Annotated in this window: 15 protein-coding genes and 1 riboswitch; of the genes, 4 read left to right on the top strand and 11 right to left on the bottom strand. The window is 74.0% G+C overall.

The window, feature by feature from the left end; translation table 11 throughout:
- Window positions 1–18 precede the first annotated feature (18 nt).
- From cobM to ACQPW6_RS07080, 11 genes are all read right to left on the bottom strand, one after another.
- Window positions 19–840 carry a precorrin-4 C(11)-methyltransferase gene (gene cobM, locus ACQPW6_RS07130; RefSeq protein ID WP_433888686.1) on the bottom strand — a complete coding sequence of 274 codons (822 nt, stop codon included), beginning with the start codon at window positions 838–840 and terminating at the stop codon, window positions 19–21.
- Entirely contained in the window at window positions 837–1,562 is a 726-nt protein-coding gene (gene cobI / locus ACQPW6_RS07125) for a precorrin-2 C(20)-methyltransferase (RefSeq protein WP_433894450.1), read from the bottom strand. Before cobI ends, cobM begins: the two co-directional genes overlap by 4 nt.
- A 20-nt stretch (window positions 1,563–1,582) precedes the next feature.
- Window positions 1,583–3,232, bottom strand: coding sequence for a cobyrinate a,c-diamide synthase (locus tag ACQPW6_RS07120; protein ID WP_433888685.1), 1,650 nt, complete (start codon window positions 3,230–3,232; stop codon window positions 1,583–1,585).
- Window positions 3,226–3,822 (bottom strand): cob(I)yrinic acid a,c-diamide adenosyltransferase, encoded by a 597-nt coding sequence (gene cobO / locus ACQPW6_RS07115; RefSeq protein WP_433888684.1) that lies wholly within the window; start codon window positions 3,820–3,822, stop codon window positions 3,226–3,228. The genes ACQPW6_RS07120 and cobO overlap by 7 nt, the downstream gene beginning before the upstream one ends.
- A complete protein-coding gene (locus tag ACQPW6_RS07110; protein ID WP_433888683.1) occupies window positions 3,822–5,855 on the bottom strand; it encodes a putative cobaltochelatase in 2,034 nt (677 codons plus the stop codon). Before ACQPW6_RS07110 ends, cobO begins: the two co-directional genes overlap by 1 nt.
- 187 nt (window positions 5,856–6,042) lie before the next feature.
- Entirely contained in the window at window positions 6,043–9,720 is a 3,678-nt protein-coding gene (gene cobN, locus ACQPW6_RS07105; protein WP_433888682.1) for a cobaltochelatase subunit CobN, read from the bottom strand.
- The gene (locus ACQPW6_RS07100; protein WP_433888681.1) at window positions 9,717–11,234 is read right to left on the bottom strand and encodes a cobyric acid synthase; all 1,518 of its coding nucleotides are present in this window, start codon (window positions 11,232–11,234) and stop codon (window positions 9,717–9,719) included. Before ACQPW6_RS07100 ends, cobN begins: the two co-directional genes overlap by 4 nt.
- On the bottom strand, window positions 11,231–12,247 hold the full coding sequence (locus ACQPW6_RS07095; protein WP_433888680.1) for a cobalamin biosynthesis protein: 1,017 nt from the start codon (window positions 12,245–12,247) through the stop codon (window positions 11,231–11,233). Before ACQPW6_RS07095 ends, ACQPW6_RS07100 begins: the two co-directional genes overlap by 4 nt.
- 227 nt (window positions 12,248–12,474) lie before the next feature.
- Window positions 12,475–12,606: riboswitch (cobalamin riboswitch) on the bottom strand.
- A 117-nt stretch (window positions 12,607–12,723) separates the two neighbouring features.
- Window positions 12,724–12,936 carry a hypothetical protein gene (locus tag ACQPW6_RS07090; protein WP_433888679.1) on the bottom strand — a complete coding sequence of 71 codons (213 nt, stop codon included), beginning with the start codon at window positions 12,934–12,936 and terminating at the stop codon, window positions 12,724–12,726.
- 64 nt (window positions 12,937–13,000) lie between these two features.
- Entirely contained in the window at window positions 13,001–14,278 is a 1,278-nt protein-coding gene (locus ACQPW6_RS07085; protein WP_433888678.1) for an anion permease, read from the bottom strand.
- Window positions 14,279–14,477: 199 nt separating this feature from the next.
- Entirely contained in the window at window positions 14,478–15,869 is a 1,392-nt protein-coding gene (locus tag ACQPW6_RS07080; RefSeq protein WP_433888677.1) for an NAD(P)/FAD-dependent oxidoreductase, read from the bottom strand.
- Between the two features lie 313 nt (window positions 15,870–16,182).
- Between ACQPW6_RS07080 and ACQPW6_RS07075 the strand changes: the two genes are divergently transcribed.
- The 4 genes from ACQPW6_RS07075 (at window position 16,183) to ACQPW6_RS07060 (ending at window position 21,383) form a co-directional block, all read left to right on the top strand.
- Window positions 16,183–16,836: a class II aldolase/adducin family protein gene (locus tag ACQPW6_RS07075; RefSeq protein ID WP_433894449.1), complete on the top strand. Its 654-nt coding sequence runs from the start codon at window positions 16,183–16,185 to the stop codon at window positions 16,834–16,836.
- Between the two features lie 152 nt (window positions 16,837–16,988).
- On the top strand, window positions 16,989–18,104 hold the full coding sequence (locus tag ACQPW6_RS07070) for an alpha/beta hydrolase (protein ID WP_433888676.1): 1,116 nt from the start codon (window positions 16,989–16,991) through the stop codon (window positions 18,102–18,104).
- Window positions 18,105–18,262: 158 nt separating this feature from the next.
- Window positions 18,263–19,627 carry a hypothetical protein gene (locus tag ACQPW6_RS07065; RefSeq protein ID WP_433888675.1) on the top strand — a complete coding sequence of 455 codons (1,365 nt, stop codon included), beginning with the start codon at window positions 18,263–18,265 and terminating at the stop codon, window positions 19,625–19,627.
- 157 nt (window positions 19,628–19,784) lie between these two features.
- The gene (locus tag ACQPW6_RS07060; RefSeq protein WP_433888674.1) at window positions 19,785–21,383 is read left to right on the top strand and encodes an ABC-F family ATP-binding cassette domain-containing protein; all 1,599 of its coding nucleotides are present in this window, start codon (window positions 19,785–19,787) and stop codon (window positions 21,381–21,383) included.
- The last annotated feature ends 244 nt before the right edge of the window (window positions 21,384–21,627 follow it).

The following is a 21,627-nucleotide window of genomic DNA, read 5'->3' as shown; positions in this document are numbered from 1 at the left end:
GACGCGACCGCCACCGAACTACCCACGTGACTGCCGCAGTTCACGCCGGGCGGCCGGATCGGCCCGCCGGAACCCGTGGAAGTGCCCCGGGTGGTAGAGGTGCGACCGCGTCCCGGACGCGGCGAGCGCGGGCCCGACCAGGAACAGCGTGTGCTTCCACAGCTTGTGCGCCTTGACGGTCGCTTCGAGCGTCCCGACCGTGCAGTGCAGCAGCAGCTCCTCCGGCCAGGTCACCTGGTGCGCGATCACCACCGGCGTGTCCGTGCGGTAGCCGCCCTCAAGCAGCTCTGCCGCCAGTTGGCCGGATCGCGCGGCGGACAGGAACACCGCCATCGTCGTACCGTGCCGGGCGAACTCCCGTACCTCCTCGCCCGGCGGCATCGGCGTCTTGCCGCCGCCGAGCCGGGTCAGCACCACCGACTGCGCGACCTCGGGAATCGTCAACTCCCGCCCGGCCAGTGCCGCGGCCGCCGAGAACGAGGACACGCCGGGCACGATCTCCACCTCGATGCCCAGCTCCGCACACCGGTCCACCTGCTCCTGCGTGCCGCCCCACAGCGCCGGATCGCCCGAGTGGATCCGCGCCACCGCCAGGTCCTCGCGGCGCGCCCGCTCGTAGACGGCGACCACGTCCTCCAGCGACATCGCCGCCGAGTCCATGATCTCCGCGTCCGGGCGCGCGTGCTCGAGCACCTCGGCCTGCACCAGGCTGGCCGCCCAGATCACCACATCGGCCGCGGCGATGGCCCGGGCCGCCCGGAAGGTCAGCAGATCCGCCGCACCCGGGCCGGCGCCCACGATCGTCACCCGCCCGCGCCCGTTCACACTGTCGCCGCTCACAGCTTCCCTCCCCGGCCGCCGTCGCGTCGCGCGGGCGCGATGAGCGTGGACAGATACGGCAGCGGACCGTCCGCCAGCTCCGCCGCCGGACGGATCGACTCCTCCGGCAGCCCCAGCGAACTGCCCCACACCGCACCCTCGGTGCGCCCGGTCTCGTGCAGCGCCGCCGCGACCTCCACGGCCAGCCGCCCGAACTTGTACGCCACCACCGTGCCCGGACCGGCCAGCGCCTGCCTCAGCACCGCGGCCCCCGCGGTCACCGGCACCAGCGTCAACGGCTCGGTCCCCTCGGCCAGTACGGCCCCGGCGCGGGCCGCCAGATCCTGCATCGCGGTGATGCCCGGCACCGTCTCCACCGCCACGTCCGGCACCGACTCCCTGATCGTCTGGGCGAGATACGTGAACGTCGAGTACACGTTGGGATCGCCGATCGTCGCGAACGCCACCGTGCGGTGCTCGCGCAGTAGTTGGGCCACCCGGGCCCCGGCCGCGTCCCACGCGGCCTCCCGACGGGCCCGGTCGGCCCGCTCGTTGAGCGCGAACACCACCCGGACGATCCGCGACGGGGCCACGTAGTGCAGCACCGTCGCCTCCGCCCGGCCGCGCTCCCCGGTGTCGAGCACCGGCACCACCACGGCTCCGGCGGCCCGGAGCGCGTTCACGCCCTTGACGGTCACCAGCTCCGGATCGCCAGGGCCCACCCCGACGCCGGTCAGCCGCATCGGCGCTCTCGGGTTGTCGGTCACCACCGCGCACACCTCTCGACGAAGCGCCGGGCCATGAACGGCTCGGCGGCCCAGTGCACATGCAGATACGAGGCATGCACGTTGTCCTGTACGAAGCCCTCCACCCGCCGCTCCGGCCGGACGAACCCCCAGGCCGGGCCGGCCCCCGCGCCCGGCTCCACTCCGGTCCGGTGGAACTCGTGCCCCCGCACCCGGGTGCCCTCCGCGGCGAGACAGCTGTCGCTGAGCGCGACGGCCTCGCGGTAGCCGAGCGTGAGCCGGCCGGTCATCGTGCCCGTGGTCGGCAGGACGCCGCACATCGGGGCGCCGCCGAGGTCCCGGGAGAGGTAGAGGAGGCCGGCGCACTCGGCGGTGAGGGGGCCTTGGAAGGCGGCGATCTCCTTGCGGAGGGGTTCGTTGGCGGAGAGGGCCTGGGCGTGGAGCTCGGGGAAGCCGCCGCCGAGGATGAGCCCCGAGGTTCCCTCCGGGAGGCTGGTGGCGGAGACCGGGTCGAACGTGACGACGTCCGCGCCGGCCGCGGCGAGCAGTTCCGCCTGCTCGGCGTACGAAAAGGTGAAGGCTTCGCCTCCGGCGACGGCAACAAGCGGCCGCCTGCGGCGAGCTTTCTCCCCTCCCCGCCCCTTCCCGAAACCGGGGCTCCGCCCCGGACCCCGGTCCTCAATCGCCGGACGGGCTGGGTTGGTGTCCTCAGGCGCCGGACGGGCTGGGTTGGTGTCTGCGGGCGTCGGGCGGGCTGGATTCCTGTCCTTACGCGCCGGACGGGCTGATCTGCCGTCCTCCATTGCCGGACCGGGTGGTTCTTCAGCCCGTCCGGCGATTGAGGACAGGTTTTTGAGCCCGTCCGGCGATTGAGGACTTCGGGAAGGGGTGGGGTGGGGAAGAGCGCCGCAGGCAGACGCCAGCTCCGCGCCCGGGTCCCACGGGGTCACCCCCGCCAGGGGCGGGGCGCTGCGCGCGAGCGCCATCAGAGCGGGGAGGTCGCAGGTCGCCGCGACGCGAGCCGCCAGCTCGCGGGTCCAGGCCACCGCCTCCGCCCGCCGCTCGGCGACCGGAACGAGTCCGAGATGCCGCGCCGGAACAGCGAGGTCGCCGCCCCGGCGCAGGACGCCGAGAACAGGCACCCCCGCCTCGTCGAGTGCCGCCCGCAAGAGGGCCTCGTGGCGGTCAGAACCCACCTTGTTCAGGATCACCCCACCGATCCGCACCTCCGTATCCCACGAGGCAAACCCATGCACAAGCGCGGAAACCGACCTCCCCTGCGCGCCCGCGTCCACAACAAGCACGACCGGCGCCCGCAGCAACTTCGCCACCTGCGCCGTCGAGGCGAGCTCACCGTGGCCGGTCGCGCCGTCGTAGAGGCCCATCACGCCCTCCACGACGGCGAGTTCGCAACCGGCGGCCCCGTGCAGGAAGAGCGGGGCGATCCGCTCGGGACCGCACAGGAACGCGTCGAGGTTGCGGCCGGGGCGGCCGGTGGCGAGGGCGTGGTAGCCGGGGTCGATGTAGTCGGGGCCGACCTTGTGCGGGGAGACGGCCAGCCCGCGGGCGGTGAACGCGGCCATCAGGCCGGTGGCCACGGTGGTCTTGCCGCTGCCTGAGGCGGGCGCGGCGACGACCAGCCGGGGGATGCGCGCGGCGGTCACCATTCGATGCCCCGCTGACCCTTCTGGCCCGCGTCCATGGGGTGTTTGACCTTGGACATGTCGGTGACGAGGTCGGCCGCGTCGAGCAGCGCGGGCGGCGCGTTGCGGCCGGTGACGACGACGTGCTGGACGCCGGGCCGGTCCCGCAGCACGGCCACCACCTCGTCGGTGTCGACCCAGCCCCAGTGCATCGGGTAGGCGAACTCGTCGAGCACGTACAGCTGGTAGGTCCGCGCGGCCAGGTCCCGCTTGACCTGCTCCCAGCCCTCGCGGGCGGCGTCCGCGCTGTCGGCGATGTCCCGCTGCACCCACGACCAGCCCTCGCCCATCTTGTGCCAGGCGACCGTCCCGCCCTCGCCGGAGTCGCCGAGCACCCGCAGCGCGCGCTCCTCGCCGACCCGCCACTTCGCGGACTTGACGAACTGGAACACCCCGATCGGCCACCCCTGGTTCCAGGCGCGCAGCGCCAGCCCGAACGCCGCCGTCGACTTGCCCTTGCCGATGCCGGTGTGGACGATCGTCAGGGGACGGTTGCGGCGCTGACGAGTCGTCAGGCCGTCGTCCGGCACCGAGGCCGGCTGTCCCTGCGGCATCAGGCGGCCCTCCGTACGTCCTTGACCAGCGCGGAGACCGTGTCGGCCCGCAGCTCCTCCAGCGTGACGGCGATCCCGCCCAATTCCGTTGCCAGCGCGCCCGCGAGGCCGAGCCTGACCGGGCCCGACTCGCAGTCCACGACCACCGAGGCGACCCCGGCCGCGCCGAGCAGCCGTCCCGCGCGGGCGGCGAGCGCCACCGGCTCGGGGCCGCCGGTGGCCCGGCCGTCGGTCACCACGATCAGCAGGGGGCGCCGGGAAGCGTCCCGCAGCCGCTCCACCCGCAGCACCTCGTGCGCCTTCAACAGCCCTGCCGCCAGCGGGGTCCGGCCGCCGGTGGGCAGCGTCTCCAGCCGGGCCGCGCCGGTGTCCACCGAGGAGGTGGGCGGCAGGGCGAGTTCGGCGCCGGTGCCGCGGAAGGTGATCAGCCCGACCTTGTCGCGCCGCTGGTACGCGTCGAGCAGCAGCGACAGCACCGCGCCCTTGACCGCGCTCATCCGCTGCCTGGCCGCCATCGAACCGGACGCGTCCACCAGGAAGAGCACGAGGTTGCCCTCCCGGCCCTCCCGCACCGCCTGCCGCAGGTCGTCGCGCCGCACCACAAGGCCGGGGCCCGATCGGCCGCGGGCCCGCTGGTAGGGGGCCGCCGCCTGTACGGTGGCCGCCAAGTGCAGCTTGCCGAGCGGACCTTGGGGGCGCCGGGCGCCGGTGGTCCTGCCGTGTGCGGTACGGGCCCGGGAGCGGCGGCCGGCCGCGCCCTCGCCGAGGCCGGGCACGGTCAGCGTGCGGGCCTTGAACGGTTCCGCGGCGCGGGCGGCCGGGCGCTCGCCGCTCGGGGCGGACGCGGGGCTGTCCGGGGCGGGCTCGCCTGCGGCGGGCGAGCCGGTCGGCGGGTCGGCCGGGGCGCCGTCGGCCGGCGCCTGGTCCGGGCCGTCCTGAGGCGCGCCACCGCCGTCCGGGCCGCCGCCGGGGTCCGGATCATCGTCCGGGCCGTCGCCGCCCCCGTCGCCGTCCTCTTCCTCGCCGCGTTCCCGCTCCAGCGTCTCGTCCAGCTTGTCCTCGTCCAGGCCGGGCGCGTCGAACGGGTTGCGGCGCCGGCGGTGCGGGAGCGCCAGCAGCGCGGCCTGCCGTACGTCCTCGGCGAGCACGACCGTTCGGCCCGCCCAGGCGGCCAGCACCGTCGCGGTCCTGGCCATCACGATGTCGGCGCGCATGCCGTCCACCTCGAACGCGGCGCAGGTCGCGGCGATCTGCCGCAGCGCCGCGTCGCCGAGCCGCACCTCCGGCAGCAACCGCCGTGCGGCGGCGATCCGTTCACGCAGCGCGTCCTCCTGCGGCGCCCAACGGGCCGCGAAACCGCCCGGATCGGCGTCATACGCCAGCCGCCGCCGTACCACCTCGACGCGCTCGTCGGTCTCCCGGGACGCGGCGACCTCGACGGTCAGCCCGAACCGGTCGAGCAACTGCGGGCGCAGCTCGCCCTCTTCGGGGTTCATCGTGCCGACCAGCAGGAAGCGGGCGGCGTGCCGGACGGAGACTCCCTCCCGCTCGACGTAGCTCGCGCCCATCGCGGCGGCGTCGAGCAGGACGTCCACGAGGTGGTCGCCGAGCAGGTTGACCTCGTCGACGTAGAGGATGCCGCGGTGGGCGGCGGCCAGCAGGCCCGGTTCGAACGCTTTGACACCTTCGGCGAGGGCGCGCTCGATGTCCAGGGCGCCCACCAGCCGGTCCTCGCTCGCCCCGACCGGCAGTTCCACCACGCGGGCGGCGCGGGCGGTGCCGCCGCCCGGCTCGTGGGGTCCGTCCGGGCAGGCCGGGTCCGGGGCGGCGGGGTCGCAGGAGAACCTGCACCCGGGGATCACGTCCACGTCGGGGAGGAGTACGGAGAGGGCGCGTACGGCGGTGGATTTGGCGGTGCCTTTCTCGCCTCTGACGAGTACGCCGCCCACTGCCGGGCTGACGGCGTTCAGGAGCAGCGCGAGCCGCAGGTCGTCTTGGCCGACCAGGGCGGTGAAGGGGTAGGGGGTGCTCACGATGCCTCCTCGTGGGTGCGGGTGGGGGTGGGGTTGCGCCTGCGGCGGGCTTTCTCCCCAGCCCCGCCCCTTCCCGAAACCGGGGCTCCGCCCCGGACCCCGGTCCTCAAGCGCCGGACGGGCTGGACTGCTGTCCTCAAGCGCCGGACGGGCTGAGCTGCTGTCCTCAAGCTCCCCGCGGGCGTCGTCATGCTTCGCCCTCCAGATCGCCCTCAAGCTCCAAATACGTCGCGCGCAAGCGCTCAAGCGTCTCGGGGGACGGCTCCGCCCACAGGCCACGCTCCGCCGCCTCCAGCAGCCGCTCGGAAATACCCCGCAGCGCCCATGGGTTGGACTTCCGCATGAACTCCTGGTTCTCCGCGTCGAAGACGTATGCCGACGCCAGCCGTTCGTACATCCAGTCGTCGACGACACCCGCCGTCGCGTCGTAGCCGAACAAGTAGTCCACGGTCGCGGCCATCTCGAACGCGCCCTTGTAGCCGTGGCGGCGCATCGCGCTCATCCAGCGGGGGTTGACCACCCGGGCGCGGAAGACGCGGTGGGTCTCCTCGCCCAGGGTTCGGGTTTTGACCTGGTCGGTGAGGGCGCTGTCGCCGACGTACGCCTCGGGGGAGGTGCCGGTGAGGTGTCTGACCATGGCCACCATGCCGCCGTGGTACTGGAAGTAGTCGTCGGCGTCGGCGATGTCGTGCTCGCGGGTGTCGACGTTCTTGGCGGCGACCTGGATGCGGCGGAAGGCCGCCTCCATGTCGCCGCGGGCGGCGCGGCCGTCGAGGCCGCGGCCGTAGGCGTAGCCGCCCCAGACCGCGTAGACCTCGGCGAGGTCGGCGTCCGAGCGCCAGTTGCGGGCGTCGATCAGCGGCAGCAGCCCGGCCCCGTACGCGCCCGGTTTGGAGCCGAAGATCCGGGCGGTGGCGCGGCGCCGGTCGCCGTGCTCCGCGGTGTCCTCGTCGGCGTGCGCGCGTACGTGGTTGACGTCGGCGGGCTCGTCGAGCTCCGCGACGGCCCGCACCGCGTCGTCGAGCAGCGCGACCACGTGCGGGAAGGCGTCCCGGAAGAAGCCGGAGATGCGGACGGTGACGTCGATCCGGGGGCGGCCGAGCTCCGCGGCGTCCAGCACCTCGAAGCCGGTGACCCGGCGCGAGGCGTCGTCCCAGACAGGGCGGCAGCCGAGCAGCGCCAGGATCTCGGCGATGTCGTCGCCCTGGGTGCGCATGCAGGAGGTGCCCCAGACGGTGAGGCCGACGGACTTCGGGTAGTCGCCGGTGTCGGCGAGGTGCCGGGCGAGCAGTGAGTCGGCGAGCGCGCTGCCGACGTCCCAGGCGAGTCTGGACGGGATGGCCTTGGGGTCGACGGAGTAGAAGTTGCGGCCGGTGGGCAGCACGTTGACCAGGCCGCGGGTGGGGGAGCCCGACGGTCCGGCCGGTACGTAGCCGCCGCGCAACGCCCGCAGGATGTGGTCGAGTTCGTCGGTCGTGCGGGTCAGCCGCGGCACTACCTCGGCCGCGGCGAACTCCAGCACCCGCGCCACGTCCGGCACGTCACGGCCGTCCAGCACGTCGAGCGCGACCGGACCGGCGGCGGCCGGCTCCCAGCCGCGCTCCTCCATCGCCGTCACCAGCCGCCTGGCCAGCTGCTCCAGCAGGTCGACGGTGTCCGATCCGGTCCGCGCCGGCCCCTCGGCGAGCGCAGACAGCGCTGCGGGGACGGCCACTTGGGCGCCGGGTTCGGCCAGCAGCGCCTTCTCCACCAGTCCGAACGACTCCGCGAGGGCCGCCCGCAGCCCGGGCAGCGCCGCGCCCACCCCGCCCCACACCTGGGCCGAGCGCAGCACCGCCAGCACCAGGTTGACCCTCGGCTCGCCGAGCGGGACCCCGCCCAGGATGTGCAGGCCGTCCCTGATCTGCACGTCCTTGATCTCGCAGAGCCAGCCGTCCACGTGCAGCACGAAGTCGTTGAAGTCGTCCTCGGCCGGCTGCTCGTCCACACGCAGGTCGTGGTGCAGCTCGGCGGCCCGCACCAGCGTCCAGATCTGGCTGCGGACGGCCGGGCCCTTGGCCGGGTCGAGATCATTCACCAGGGCGTACTCGTCCAGGAGTTGTTCGAGCTTGGCGAGGTCGCCGTAGGAGTCGGCGCGGGCCATCGGCGGCACCAGGTGGTCCACGACGGTGGCGTGGCCGCGCCGCTTGGCCTGGGTGCCCTCGCCGGGGTCGTTGACGATGAACGGGTAGACCAGCGGGAGTTCGCCGAGCACCGCGTCGGGTGCGCAGCCGGCCGACAGGCCGAGGCCCTTGCCCGGCAGCCACTCCAGCGTGCCGTGCTTGCCGAGGTGCACGATCGCGTCGGCGCCGAAGGTGGTCTCCAGCCAGCGGTACGCCGCCAGGTAGTGGTGCGAGGGCGGCATGTCGGGGTCGTGGTAGATCGCGATCGGGTTCTCGCCGAAGCCGCGCGGCGGCTGGATCATGATCACCACGTTGCCGAACCGCAGCGACGCCAGCACGATGTCGTCGCCGTCCACGTAGAGCGAGCCGGGCGGCTCGCCCCAGTGCGCGAGCATCGAGGCGCGCAACTCCTCGTCCAGCGTGCCGAACCACTGCCGGTAGTCCGCCAGCGGCACCCGGGCGGGCGCGACGGCCAACTGCTCCTCGGTCAGCCACTCCACGTCGTGGCCGCCGGCCGCGATCAGCCGGTGGATCAACTCGTCGCCCTCGGTGGGGTGTTCCCCGGTGGTGTAGCCGGCCGTGGTGAGCGCGTCCAGCAGCCGCACCGCAGAGGCGGGGGTGTCCAGGCCCACCGCGTTGCCGACCCGGGAGTGCTTGGTCGGGTAGGCGGTGAAGACCAGGGCGAGCTTCTTGTCGGCGTTCGGCTTGTGCTTCAGTGCCGCGTACCGCACCGCGATGCCGGCCACCCGCGCGGCCCGCTCCGGGTCGGCCGCGTAGACCGGCACATCGCCCTCGCCGCTCTCCTTGAACGAGAACGGCACCGTGATCAGCCGCCCGTCGAACTCCGGGATCGCCACCTGCATGGCCGCGTCCATCGGGGACAGGGCGGCGTCCGACTCCTGCCACGCCTTGCGGGACGAGGTCAGGCACAGGCCCTGGAGCACCGGCACGTCGAGGGCGGCCAGCGCGCCGACGTCCCACGCCTCGTCCTCGCCGCCGGCGCTCGCCTCCGAGGCGACGGTGCCCCCTGAGGCCAGCACGGTCGCCACGATCGCGTCCGCCCGGCCGAGCAGCTCGAACAGCCCGTCGTCGGCGCCGCGCAGCGAACCGCAGTAGACGGGCAGGGCGTTGGCGCCGCGCGCCCGGATCGCCGCGCACAGCGTGTCCACGAAGGCGGTGTTCCCGGCGAGTTGGTGCGCCCGGTAGAAGAGCACGGCGACGGTCGGCCGGCCCGCCACCGAATCCTCCTGCGACCCGTGGACGCCGTACTCCGGCATCCGCCGCGGCGCGGCGAACCCCTCGCCGCTCATCAGCACGGTGTCGGACAGGAAGCGCGCCAGCTCGGTGAGATTGCCCGGGCCGCCCTCCACCAGGTAGCGCAGCGCCTGCGCGACCACGCCCGCGGGCACCGACGACAGCGCCATCAACTCCGCGTCCGGCACCGACTCGCCGCCCAGCAGGACGGTCGGCAGGCCCGACGCGGCCAGCACGTCGAGCCCGTCCTCCCAGGCGCGCCGGCCGCCGAGCAGCCGTACGACCACCAGGTGCACGCCGTCGAGCAGCGCGGGCAGCTCGGAACGGGCGTCCACCCGGGCCGGGTTGGCGATCCGGTACGCCACGCCGCCGGCGCCGGTGCCCGCCGCGCGGGCGGCCAGCAGGTCGGTGTCGGCGGTCGACAGCAGCAATACGGTGGTGCCGGTCACGGTGCCCCCGGTGCGACGAAGGGGAGGCCGGCGGGTGCGCCGTCCTCGATGAGCCGCAGCAGCGCGGCGGTGTCCATGTGCTCCTCGACGAGGTCGCCGAGCCGGTCCAACTGCTCCTCGCGCAGTGCCCCGAACGACGTGTCGGGGGCCGGCACGAAGCGGCGCCCGGCGACCCGGGCGACCTCGCGCAGGAACGCGCGGCGGAAGCCGTCGCTCTCCAGCGAGCCGTGCCAGTGGGTGCCCCAGACCGGGCCGACCCGGCAGCCGTCGAGGAACTCCTCGCCGCCGCCGAGCAGTTCGGCCACCCCGTGGTGGATCTCGTAGCCGGTCACCGGCTCGCCGTAGGCGGTGCCCGACGGCCGGGCGAGGGTCTTGTGCTTGGCGAACCGGATCAGGACCGGCAGCAGGCCGAGGCCCGGCACCGTCCCCGCCTTCGACTCGACGTCGTCCTCGATGCGCTGCGCGAGCAGCTGGAAGCCGCCGCAGATGCCGAGCACCGGGCGGCCCTCCGCCGCCCGCCGCAGCACCGCGTCGGCCAGGCCCCTGGCCCGCAGCCACTCCAGCGCCCTGACCGTGCCGCGGGTGCCGGGCAGCACCACCAGGTCGGCGTCGGCCATCTCCTGCGGGCGGTCCACGAACCGCACCACGACGCCGGGTTCGGCGGCGAGCGCGTCCAGGTCGGTGAAGTTGGACATCAACGGGAGCGCGGGGACGGCGATCCGCAGCAGGTCGTCGCCGTACGGGGCCGCGGTGGACGACTCGCGGACGTGGCCGCGCATCGAGACCCGGAGCCCGTCCTCCTCGTCGATGCCCAGGCCGTGCGCGAACGGCAGCACACCGAACGTGGGGCGGCCGGTGAGCCGCTCCAGCATGTCCAGGCCCGGTTGCAGCAGCGTGACGTCGCCGCGGAACTTGTTGACGACATAGCCCGCGATCAGCGCCTGGTCGTCCGCGCTCAGCAGGGCGGTGGTGCCGAAGAACGAGGCGAAGACGCCGCCGCGGTCGATGTCGCCGACCACGATCGCCGGCAGCCCGGCCCGCCGGGCCAGGCCCATGTTGACGATGTCGGTACGGCGCAGGTTGATCTCCGCCGGGCTCCCCGCGCCCTCGCAGATCACCACGTCATAGCTGGCGCGGAGCTGTTCGAGGCAGTCCACGACGGTGTCGAGCAACTCCGGCTGCCTGCCCCCGTGGTAGCCGCGGGCACTCATCTCGCCGACCGCCTTGCCGAGCAGCACGACCTGGCTGCTGCGGTCGCTGCCGGGCTTGAGCAGCACCGGGTTCATCAGGGCGGACGGCTCGGCCCGGGCGGCCTGCGCCTGCATCGCCTGCGCGCGGCCGATCTCGGCGCCGTCGCGGGTGACGAACGAGTTGAGGGACATGTTCTGCCCCTTGAAGGGGGCCGGGCGCACTCCCTGCCGGGTCAGCCAGCGGAGGATGCCCGCGGTGATGACGCTCTTGCCCGCGTCCGAGCTCGTCCCGGCGACCAGCAGGCCGCCGCCGCGCGCGCTCACGCCGGCCTCCCCGGCAGAACGCCGGCCGGGCGCTGGGGTGGGGGCGGCACCGCGCGGTTGCGCCGCTGCCGCGGCAACAGAGCTGCCTGGCGGGCCGCGGAGGTCAGGACGGACACCCCCAGGGTCAGGAAGGTCACGCGGCGGGACAGGGCGATCGCGCGGGGGATGTCCGCGAGCGTCGGGGGTGGGAAGGAGGCGCCCAGGACCGGGCGGGGATCGGGCCGGCCGGCGTAACTCACCGGCCCGCCCAGCCTGATGCGCAGCGCGCCGGCGAACGCCGCTTCCACCGGGCCCGCGTTGGGGCTCGGGTGCGCCGCGGCGTCCGCGCGCCATGTGCGCAGCGCCGAGCGGGGCGAGGGGCCGGCCAGGGCGGCCAGCGTGGCCGTCAGCCGCGCGCCGGGCCAGCCGGCGAGGTCGTCGAGCCGGGCCGACGCCCAGCCGAACCGCCGGTGGCGGGGGGACTTGTGGCCCACCATCGCGTCCAGCGTGTTCACCGCACGGAAGCCGACGAGCCCCGGCACCCCGCCCAACGCGCCCCACACTAGGGCCCCGACGACCGCGTCCGAGGTGTTCTCGGCGACCGACTCGACCACCGCCCGGACGATCCCGTCCTCGTCGAGCCCCTGCGGATCGCGCCCGCACAGATGCGGCAACCGGGCCCGGGCCGCGCCGAGTTCACCGGCTTCGAGCGCCGCCGCGATCAGCCGCGCCTCGCGCGCCAGCGAGGTGCCGCCGAGCACCGACCAGGTCGCTGTCGCCGTCAGCCCGACGGACAGCACGGCGCTGCCCCGCACACCCCGCTCGGCGAGCAGGGCGGCGCCCACCGCAGAACCGGCGCACAGCGCCGTGTAGACCGCGCCACTGGCCCGGTCGTCCCGCCACATCCGGCATTCGAGCGCCCCCGCCGCGCGACCGAAGGCCGCGACCGGATGGCCGCGGCGCGGGTCGCCCGCGAGGAGATCGCCGAGAAGGCCGAGCGTGGCGCCGTACGCGAAAACGCGATCGGCACGCATCGGCTCAGACCGCCGTCACGCTCCGCAGGATTCTGCCGCCGGGACAGCCGGGCCGACTCGCCCCGGCCCTCCGGGTGTTCCGGGCGCCGCCGCTGGGCCGCGGCCCCCGGTCGCGCACCGATTCCGCATCCGTCGTATCCGCAGGGTCGTACAGGCGTGCTCGCGTGCCGGGCATGGCGAAGTCCTCACTCAGGGTCCGCGCCCTGGTTCGACGTGTCCGGCGGTGAGAGTCTCCTGGCTCCCGGATCAACGCACTCCCGGTCTTCCAGCCGGCGAACTACCGGCCGTGACGTACGGGTTGGGAGTGCACTCCCCGGTGACAGTGGCGGGACCGCGCCGGATTCACACCGAACTTCCTCTCCTGCCGCCGCATGGCTACCGCAGTCCACCACGCCCGCGATAGCCCGTCAACCACGCTTGACCTGCGCGGACGGAGTGTGGTGCGGTCCACACCCCGCGCGGACGCCGGGCGGCGGTCAGCCGACGATCAGATAGATGCCGTACGCGACGGCCGCCGCGCAGGCGGCGAAGCACACATACGCCGCGCCGGTCCTGCCGACCGCCGCCGCGCCGCCGCCGTCCCGCCGGGACAGGCCGACGATGCCCAGGGTGAAGACCCCGACCAGGCCGACGGTGGACAGCAGGGTGACGGCCAGGACGGTGCCGAGCGCGTGCCAGTCGATGTTCATGCGGTGTCCTTCACGAGACGCTCAGCAGGCGGGAGGCGATACGGGGCCGGGCCCGGTGGCCGGGTCATGCCGTGGTCGGCGCGGAGGCGGCAGCGGACCCGGCGGGCGGCGGCGCCACCGCGGCGATGGCCGCGGTCACCACGCCCTGCGGCTCGACGACGGTACCGGGGAGAACGGCGCCGGGGACGGTGCCCGAGCCGGCCGCGGAGCCGGATTCGACAACGGCCTCGATCCCCGGAAGCGCGTCGTTGACGTTCGCATGGGTGACCGGCTTGCGCCGGGACGCGTTCCGGACCAGGACGCAGACCGCCAGGCCGACCAGCGCGACCCCGGCCACGCCCCACGTACCCCGGTCGGCCAGCAGCGCCGCCGCCGCGGCCACCAGGCCGGCGGCCGGCAGCGTCAGCCCCCAGGCGGCGACCATCCGGCCCGCGGTGCTCCACCGCACCACCGCGCCGCTGCGGCCGAGACCCGCGCCCATCACGGAACCGGTGCAGACCTGGGTGGTGGACAGCGCGAAGCCGAGGTGCGAGGAGGCCAGGATGGTGGCGGCGGCCCCGGTCTGGGCGGCGAAGCCCTGCTGCGGCTGGATGTCGGTGATGCCCCGGCCGACGGTCCGGATGATCCGCCAGCCGCCGATGTACGTACCGAGCGCGATCGCGGTGCCGGCCGAGACGATCACCCACAGCGGTGGGTCGGAGTGCGGCGCGATGCTGCCGCCGGCGATCAGCGCGAGGGTGATGACGCCCATCGTCTTCTGCGCGTCGTTGGTGCCGTGGGCGAGCGAGACCAGGCCGGCGGAGGCGATCTGGCCGGCCCGGTAGCCGGTGGCGGTGGCCTTGGGGTCGGCGTTCCGGCCGATCCGGTAGGTGAGCCTGGTGGCCAGCATCGAGGCCAGGCCGGCCACGATCGGCGCGGCCACCGCCGGGATGATGACCTTCATCACCACGGCCTCGCCGTCCACCCCGTGGGTGCCGACCGAGACCAGGGTGGCGCCGATCAGGCCGCCGAACAGCGCGTGCGAGGAGCTGGAGGGCAGCCCGGCCAGCCAGGTGACCAGGTTCCAGATGATCGCGCCGACGAGTCCGGCGAAGATCACCTCGGGTCTGATGCCGGCCGACTCGTCGATGATCCCGCCGGAGATCGTCTTGGCGACCTCGACCGACAGGAACGCGCCGACGAGGTTGAGCACGGCGGACATGGCCACCGCCGTCTTGGGCTTGAGAGCGCCGGTCGAGATGGTGGTGGCCATCGCGTTGGCGGTGTCGTGGAAACCGTTCGTGAAGTCGAACACGAGAGCGGTGGCGATCACGATTCCGATCAGGAGCGTGATGTGTTCCATAGACCCAGGCAATCGTTTGATCGGGTAGTGGCGAGGCGACCGTACGGATCATGAATGAACGGAAGGTGAACTGACGGCGGCTTTGCGGTGCTGACATGAACGTCGTATGAACCGCGTGCTAAGCGTAGGCGAGTTTCAGCCAATCGAGCGCCACCTCGGGAGCCCCGAAAGCGACCGGGAACGACCGGGAACGACCGGGTCAGTGCCGCCCGGAGAGCCGGTCGGCGTACCGCGCCACCACGTCCGTCGCCGCGCTCCGGCCGCGCAGCTCGCGCCGGTCCGCTCCCCGGTAGGCCGCGTACAGCCCGCGTACCGCCGCCCACCTGACCGGCTCGGGCTCCCAGCGCCGCACCCGGTGGCCGACCCACGGCAGCGCCGTCAGCTCGGTGCGCCGGCCCTGCCCCGAGTCGAGCTGCACCAGGTCCCGCAGGGTGCGCGCGGCCAGGTTGGAGGTGGCCACCCCGCTGCCGACGTAGCCGCCGGCCCAGCCGAGCCCGGTGGTGCGGTCGAGCTGCACGCTCGCGCACCAGTCGCGCGGCACACCGAGCACCCCCGACCAGGCGTGCTCGACCGCCACTCCGGCGGTCGCCGGGAACATCCTGACCAGGATCTCGCGCAGCGCCGCCACCGTGCCCGCCGAGGTGCGGCCGTCGCTGTCGGTGCGCGAGCCGAAGCGGTACGGCACCCCGCGGCCGCCCAGCGCGATCCGTCCGTCGGCGGTCCGCTGCGCGTACATGTACGCGTGCGCCATGTCGCCGAGCGTCTCGCCGCCCGTCCAGCCGATGGTGTCCCAGATCTCCCGGGGCAGCGGCTCGGTGGCGATCATCGAGGAGTTCATCGGCAGCCAGGTGCGGCGCTGGCCCCTGACCGACGCGGTGAAGCCCTCCGTGCAGCGCAGCACGTACGGCGCGCGGACCGTGCCGTACGGGGTGACCGCGTGCTTGGGGCGGATCTCGGTCACCGTCGTCGACTCGTGGATGAGCACGCCGAGCCGCTCCACGGCCGCCGCCAGCCCCTGCACCAGCTTCACCGGGTGGACGCGGGCGCCGTGCGGGGTCCAGGTGCCGCCGACCGTGCCGGCCACCCGGATCCGGCGGGCCGACTCGCCCGCGCCGAGCAGCACCCGTTCCTTCTCGCCGAACGCCGTCTCCGCCTCGTGGTACGCCCGCAGCCGCGCCAACTGCGCGGGGGAGTTGGCCACTTCGAGGACACCGCCGCGCTGGATGTCGGCGTCGATCCCCTCGGCCTCCGCGACCCTGGCCACCTCGTCGACGGCGTCGTTCATCGCCTGCTGGAGCGCGACCGCGGCCTCCCGCCCGTGCAGCGCGGCGTAGCGGTCGCGGCCGGCTATCCCGTTGTACAGCCAGCCGCCGTTGCGCCCGGAGGCGCCGTAGCCGCAGAACTTCGCCTCCAGGACGGCGATCCGCAGGAAGGGCACCGCCTTCTTGAGGTAGTACGCGGTCCACAGCCCGGTGTAGCCGCCGCCGACGATCACCACGTCGGCGTCGAGATCGCCCGGCAGCGGCTCTCGCGGCACGGGGATGCCGGTGCCTGCGTACCAGAACGAGATGCCGCCGTTGACGGTGGTCATGATTCCCCTGCAATCCGATGCGGTCTGCTGCGGTCTGACGGGTGCGGTCTTACGGGTGTGGTCTGACGGGTGTGGGTCTGGGCGACGCGGTCTGGTGCGATCGGATGTGATCCGATGAGATGCCGGTGGCCGGATCCGACCGGCCGGTGTGTGCCGGGACGGTACTGCGCACCGCTGCGGCGCGGCAACGGCCCGGCGGGCGGCGACGAGGAAAAGGACACGCGTGCGGGAAGAACGGGAAGAGCGGGAAGATCCGGCGAAGGCGGGGACGCGGCGGGAACCGGCCGCCGGCACCGCGGCCGGGGCGGACGAGCTGGAACGGGCCTGGTCGGACGTCGTGGACACGGCCCGGCGCACGGTCGCCGACGGCCTGGTGGTCGGCACGTCGGGCAACGTCTCGGCCCGGGTCGGCGACCTGGTGCTGGTCACCCCGACCGGCGTGCCCTACGACCGGCTCGGCCCGGATGACGCGGTCGCGGTGGACCTGACCGGACGCCAGGTACGCGGCCGGCTGCGCCCGACCAGCGAGCTGCCGATGCACCTGGCGGTCTACCGGCAGACACCGGCCAGGGCGATCGTGCACACCCACGCGCCGCACGCCACCGCCGTGTCCACGCTGGTCGACGAGCTGCCGGCGATCCACTACATGGCCGCGGCGATGGGCGGCCGGATCCGGGTGGCCGGCTACGCGCGCTACGGCTCGCAGGAACTGGCCGCCGCCGTGCTCGACGCGCTGCGCGACCGCAGCGGCTGCCTGCTGCGCAACCACGGCACCCTCGTCCACGCCGACACCCTGGACCGCGCCTTCGACCACACCGCCCAGCTGGAGTGGATGTGCCGCGTCTGGCTGCTGTCCCGCGACCCCAGCGCCGGCCCGGGCCCGCACACCCTGTCCACCGGCGAGCTGAACGAGGTCGCCGACCAGCTGCGCGGCTACGGGCAGCGGCCGACGGACGAGCCGGAGTAGGGCACGGCACCGGGGCGAGCGTCCCGCCCCACCCCGGCCCGTCGGGCGTAGTCCGCGCCGCCCGGGGAAGCCTCAAGGCGACACGGCCTGGTCACCCGGGCAGAGCGGCCCGGCTGGCCGAGGTGATCACATCGGCTCACACTGGGAGAACGATGCGCCTACGAATCGCGGTGGCCGCTGCGGTCACCACCGTGCTGGGTGCCGGTACGGCCGCGCTGGCGGCCGGCCGGTACGGATCGCGTTTCGCTCTGAAGCCGGCCGCCGAGGGCCCGGCGCCCGAGGGCGCGGTCACCGTGCACTCGCTGACCCGCGACCATGTGGTGCTCACCCGGACCGGGGCGTCGGCCCGCCGGGGCGTATACGGCCTGGCCGCCGACGGCACGCACGCGACCGCGGGCGAGATCACCGGCCGCACCCCGTACTCGGTGACCAGGCGGCTGCTGCGGACGCAGGAGGGCGCCCTCGAACCCGGCACCGCCGTCAGGGTCACCCCGCAGGCGTTCACCGGCGACCCGCGTACCGCGCTCGGCCTCGACTTCACCGACGTCGAGGTGCCCGGCGACCTCGGCGAGCTGCCCGCCTGGTACCTGCCCGGCGACCGCGCCACCTGGGTGATCACCGTGCACGGCTTCGGCGCCACCCGCGAGCAGGCGCTCAGCGTGCTGCCCGCCCTGCACCGGAACCGCTTCCCGCAGCTCGTCCTCGGCTACCGCGGCGACCCCGGCGCGCCCGCCTCGCCGGACGGCATCAGCCACCTCGGCCACACCGAGTGGCGCGACCTGGACGCGGCCATGCGCTACGCCGTGGAGTACGGCGCCGAGCGGATCGTGCTCTTCGGCTGGTCCACCGGCGCGACGATGGCGCTGCGCGCGCTGGCCGAGTCGCCGGTACGCGACCGGGTCAACGGGCTGGTGCTGGACTCACCCGTGCTGGACTGGGAGGCCACCGTACGGGCCGCCGCCGAGGCGAACGGCGTGCCGGCCGCCCTCATGCCGCTGACCGTACGGGCCGCCGAGGGCCGCACCGACCCGCATCCCGAGCAGGTCGCCGCGATGGCCGACCCCGGCCGGATCACGGTGCCCACACTGCTGCTGCACGGGCCCGACGACAAGCTCGCCCCGTGGGCCGCATCCCGCGAACTCGCCGCGCGCCGACCGGAACTGGTGGTGCTGCACACTGTGCCGGGCGCGCCGCACGCGGCGATGTGGAACGCCGACCCGGCCGCGTACGAGGAAACGTTGCGGCGCTTCCTCACGCCGCTCATGTGAGCCGGGCCCCAGGCCCGGCGCGGCCCCCGCGACCTGCCGTTTCGCCTCCCGCGGCGGCCGCCGCGGAACCGTCCGCGACCGCCCCGGAGGCCGGCTCGGGGGACAGGACGCCCGGCGTCCGTTTGGGAATATCGGGGGTCACCGGAGAGACTGCTCCAGTGACGTCCCGTAGCCCGCGAGACACTCCGCTCCGCCTCGTCCCCCGCCGGCCGCTCACCGCCGCCCGCAGGACCGCCACGACGCGCAGGCCCAGACCTCCGCGCCCGCCCGAGGGCACGCCCTCGGTGCCCGAACTCGCCCGGCTGGCGCGCACCGAACTCACCGACGCGGTACGGCTGGCCCGCTGGGCCGGCGCCCGCCCCGGCTCCGCCGAGCCGACCGGCATACTGCCCGACGACACCGCCCGGCAGGCCGCCGTGGCGCTGGGCCTGACCCCGCGGCAGATCCGGCTCGACTGGGACCGGGCACGGCTGGCGGGACTGATCGAACTGCACGGCGGGGCCGCCCGCCCCGGCTGGCGGCTCGGCGCCTGGAACACCGACGACACGGCGGTGCTGCGCGGCTGGGTCGCGCTCTTCGACGCCTGGTCGCTGGCCCACCCGTTCCTGCCCGAGGCCGGTCCCGACCCGGCACTGGTGGCCGAAGTGGTGGAGGCCGCACCGCAGTTGCTGTCCTTCCTGCACCTGTCCAACGAGCCGGTGCCGGTGGACGTCCTGCTGGACCTGCTGCGGCAGCGGGTCGCGGAGCTGCGCACCGAGCGGCACGAACCGCCCGCCGACGGCGCCGGCGACCTGCTGCCCGCGCTGCTCGACTGGACGCTGGAGGCCGCCGGGCTGGTCGGGGCGCTGCGCCCGCGCGATCCGCTGCGGCCCGACGAGGTGACGCTCACCGCGCTCGGCAGCTGGGCGGTGTGGGTCAAGCTGGAGCAGATCTGCGTGGCCGCGCAGGGCCCGGCGGGCAACATGGAGCAGTCCGCCGAGACCATGCTGCGGGCCTGCGCCCGGCTCTCACCGGGCCCGGCCCGCGCCGAGTACCGCGCCTGGCTGGCCGCCCGGCCGGTGGCGCTCGCCGTCGCCGAGCTGCTGGACGCGGCCCGCGGGGACGACGCGCTGCTGCGCGGTCTCGCCTTCGAGGCGCTGCGGGTGGTCGGCGACCCGGCGGAGCCCGCGGTGCGGGCCGTGGTGGCGGAGCCGTCGCTGCGGCCGTACGCGGTGCTGTGGCTGGCCGAGCTGGAGGGCGACGACCCGGACACGGCGACGGGGCTGCTCACCCGGGAGGAGGCGACGTGGCTGTGGATCGACACGGCCGCGGCCGTCGCCGACCACGGGGAGGACCACTTGCTGGTGAGCCACCTGGAGACCGCCGTCCAGGGCTCGGTGCCCGGCCTCCTGGAGGAGGTCCGCGGCGTCGGCCACCCCCGCACGGTCCAGGTCCTGGTGGCCCTGGCCGCCGCGCACCCCGACCCGGCGACGTCCAAGGCGATGCGCCGCGCGGCCTTCCAGGTGCACACCGGCGAGGCGTAACGGGGCTGACGCCGGCTCCCGGCGAGCCCGCCCCCGACCGTGAAAAGGGGTTGCCGGGCGCCGTTAGACTTGCCGCATGGCAAAAAACCTCCTCCTCGATTAGCACGGGGCGCACCCCCACCCCGCCCCCTGACCGATCATCCCTGGAGCTTTTGCCGTGATCACTGCCACCGGCCTGGAACTGCGCGCCGGCGCCCGCATGCTCATCGAGTCCGCCTCGTTCCGGATCGCCAAGGGCGACCGCATCGGCCTGGTCGGCCGCAACGGCGCGGGCAAGACCACCTTGACCAAGGTGCTGGCCGGCGAGGGCCAGCCCGCCGCGGGCAGCGTGACCCGCTCCGGCGAGGTCGGCTACCTGCCGCAGGATCCCCGTACCGGCGACCTCGACACCCTCGCCCGCGACCGCATCCTGTCCGCCCGCGACCTGGACTCCGTGCTGCGCAAGATGCGGGAGAACGAGGAGCGGATGGCCAACGGCAAGGGCGCCACCCGTGACAACGCGATGAAGAAGTACTCGCGCCTGGAGACGGAGTTCCTCACCAAGGGCGGCTACGCGGCCGAGGCGGAGGCCGCCACGATCGCCGCCGCGCTCGGCCTGCCCGACCGGATCCTCGGCCAGCAGCTGCACACCCTGTCCGGCGGCCAGCGCCGCCGGGTGGAGCTGGCGCGGATCCTGTTCTCGGACGCCGACACCCTGCTGCTCGACGAGCCGACCAACCACCTCGACGCGGATTCCGTCGTCTGGCTGCGCGACTACCTCAAGACGTACCGCGGTGGATTCATCGTGATCTCGCACGATGTCAACCTCATCGAGACCGTCGTCAACAAGGTCTTCTATCTGGACGCGAATCGCTCCCAGATCGATGTCTACAACATGAGCTGGAAGCTCTACCAGCAGCAGCGCGAAGCCGACGAGAAGCGCCGCAAGCGCGAGCGGGCGAATGCGGAGAAGAAAGCCTCCGCGCTGAATTCGCAGGCCGACAAGATGCGTGCCAAGGCCACGAAGACGGTCGCGGCGCAGAACATGGCGCGCCGCGCGGAGAAGCTGCTGGCCGGTCTTGACGACGTCAGGCAGTCCGACAAGGTCGCCAAGCTGCGCTTCCCCGACCCGGCGCCGTGCGGCAAGACCCCGCTGATGGCGGCCGGGCTGTCGAAGTCGTACGGCTCGCTGGAGATCTTCACCGATGTGGACCTGGCCATCGACCGCGGCTCCCGGGTGGTCATCCTGGGGCTGAACGGCGCCGGCAAGACCACCCTGCTGCGGCTGCTCGCCGGGGTGGAGAAGCCCGACACCGGCGAGGTCACCCCCGGTCACGGCCTCAAGCTCGGCTACTACGCGCAGGAGCACGAGACGCTCGACCCGGCCCGTACGGTGCTGGAGAACATGCGCTCGGCCGCGCCGGACACCGACCTGGTGGAGATCAGGAAGATCCTCGGCTCCTTCCTGTTCTCGGGCGACGACGTGGACAAGCCCGCCGGGGTGCTCTCCGGCGGCGAGAAGACCCGGCTCGCGCTCGCCTCGCTGGTGGTCTCCAGCGCCAACGTGCTGCTGCTCGACGAGCCCACCAACAACCTCGACCCGGCCAGCCGTGAGGAGATCCTCGGCGCGCTGCACACCTTCACCGGCGCGGTGGTGCTGGTGACCCACGACGAGGGCGCGGTGCAGGCGCTGGAACCGGAACGGATCATCCTGCTGCCGGACGGCGTGGAGGACTTGTGGGGGCAGGACTACGCGGACCTGGTGGCGCTGGCCTGAGCCGGAACCGGACGCGGGGCCCGGTGATCATGCCGATTCGATCATTCGGCCCACCGGTGATCCACCATCTGCGTGAGTCCGGCTCATACCGCTCGCGCAGCCGCCGTCCGGAGGGCCGGCCGCCCGATGATCAGGCGCGTGACGTCGGCAAACACCTGACGGACCCGTGCTGACCTGCCGCTATCGGCCGGTAGCGGTTCTCGGGACGAAATTCGGCGGCCTGGAATACGGCCCCAAGGCCGTT

It is taken from the genome of Streptomyces sp. CA-111067, assembly GCF_050956065.1.
In the GTDB taxonomy this organism is placed as follows: Bacteria; Actinomycetota; Actinomycetes; order Streptomycetales; family Streptomycetaceae; genus Actinacidiphila.
This window is presented reverse-complemented; position numbering and strand designations above follow the sequence as displayed.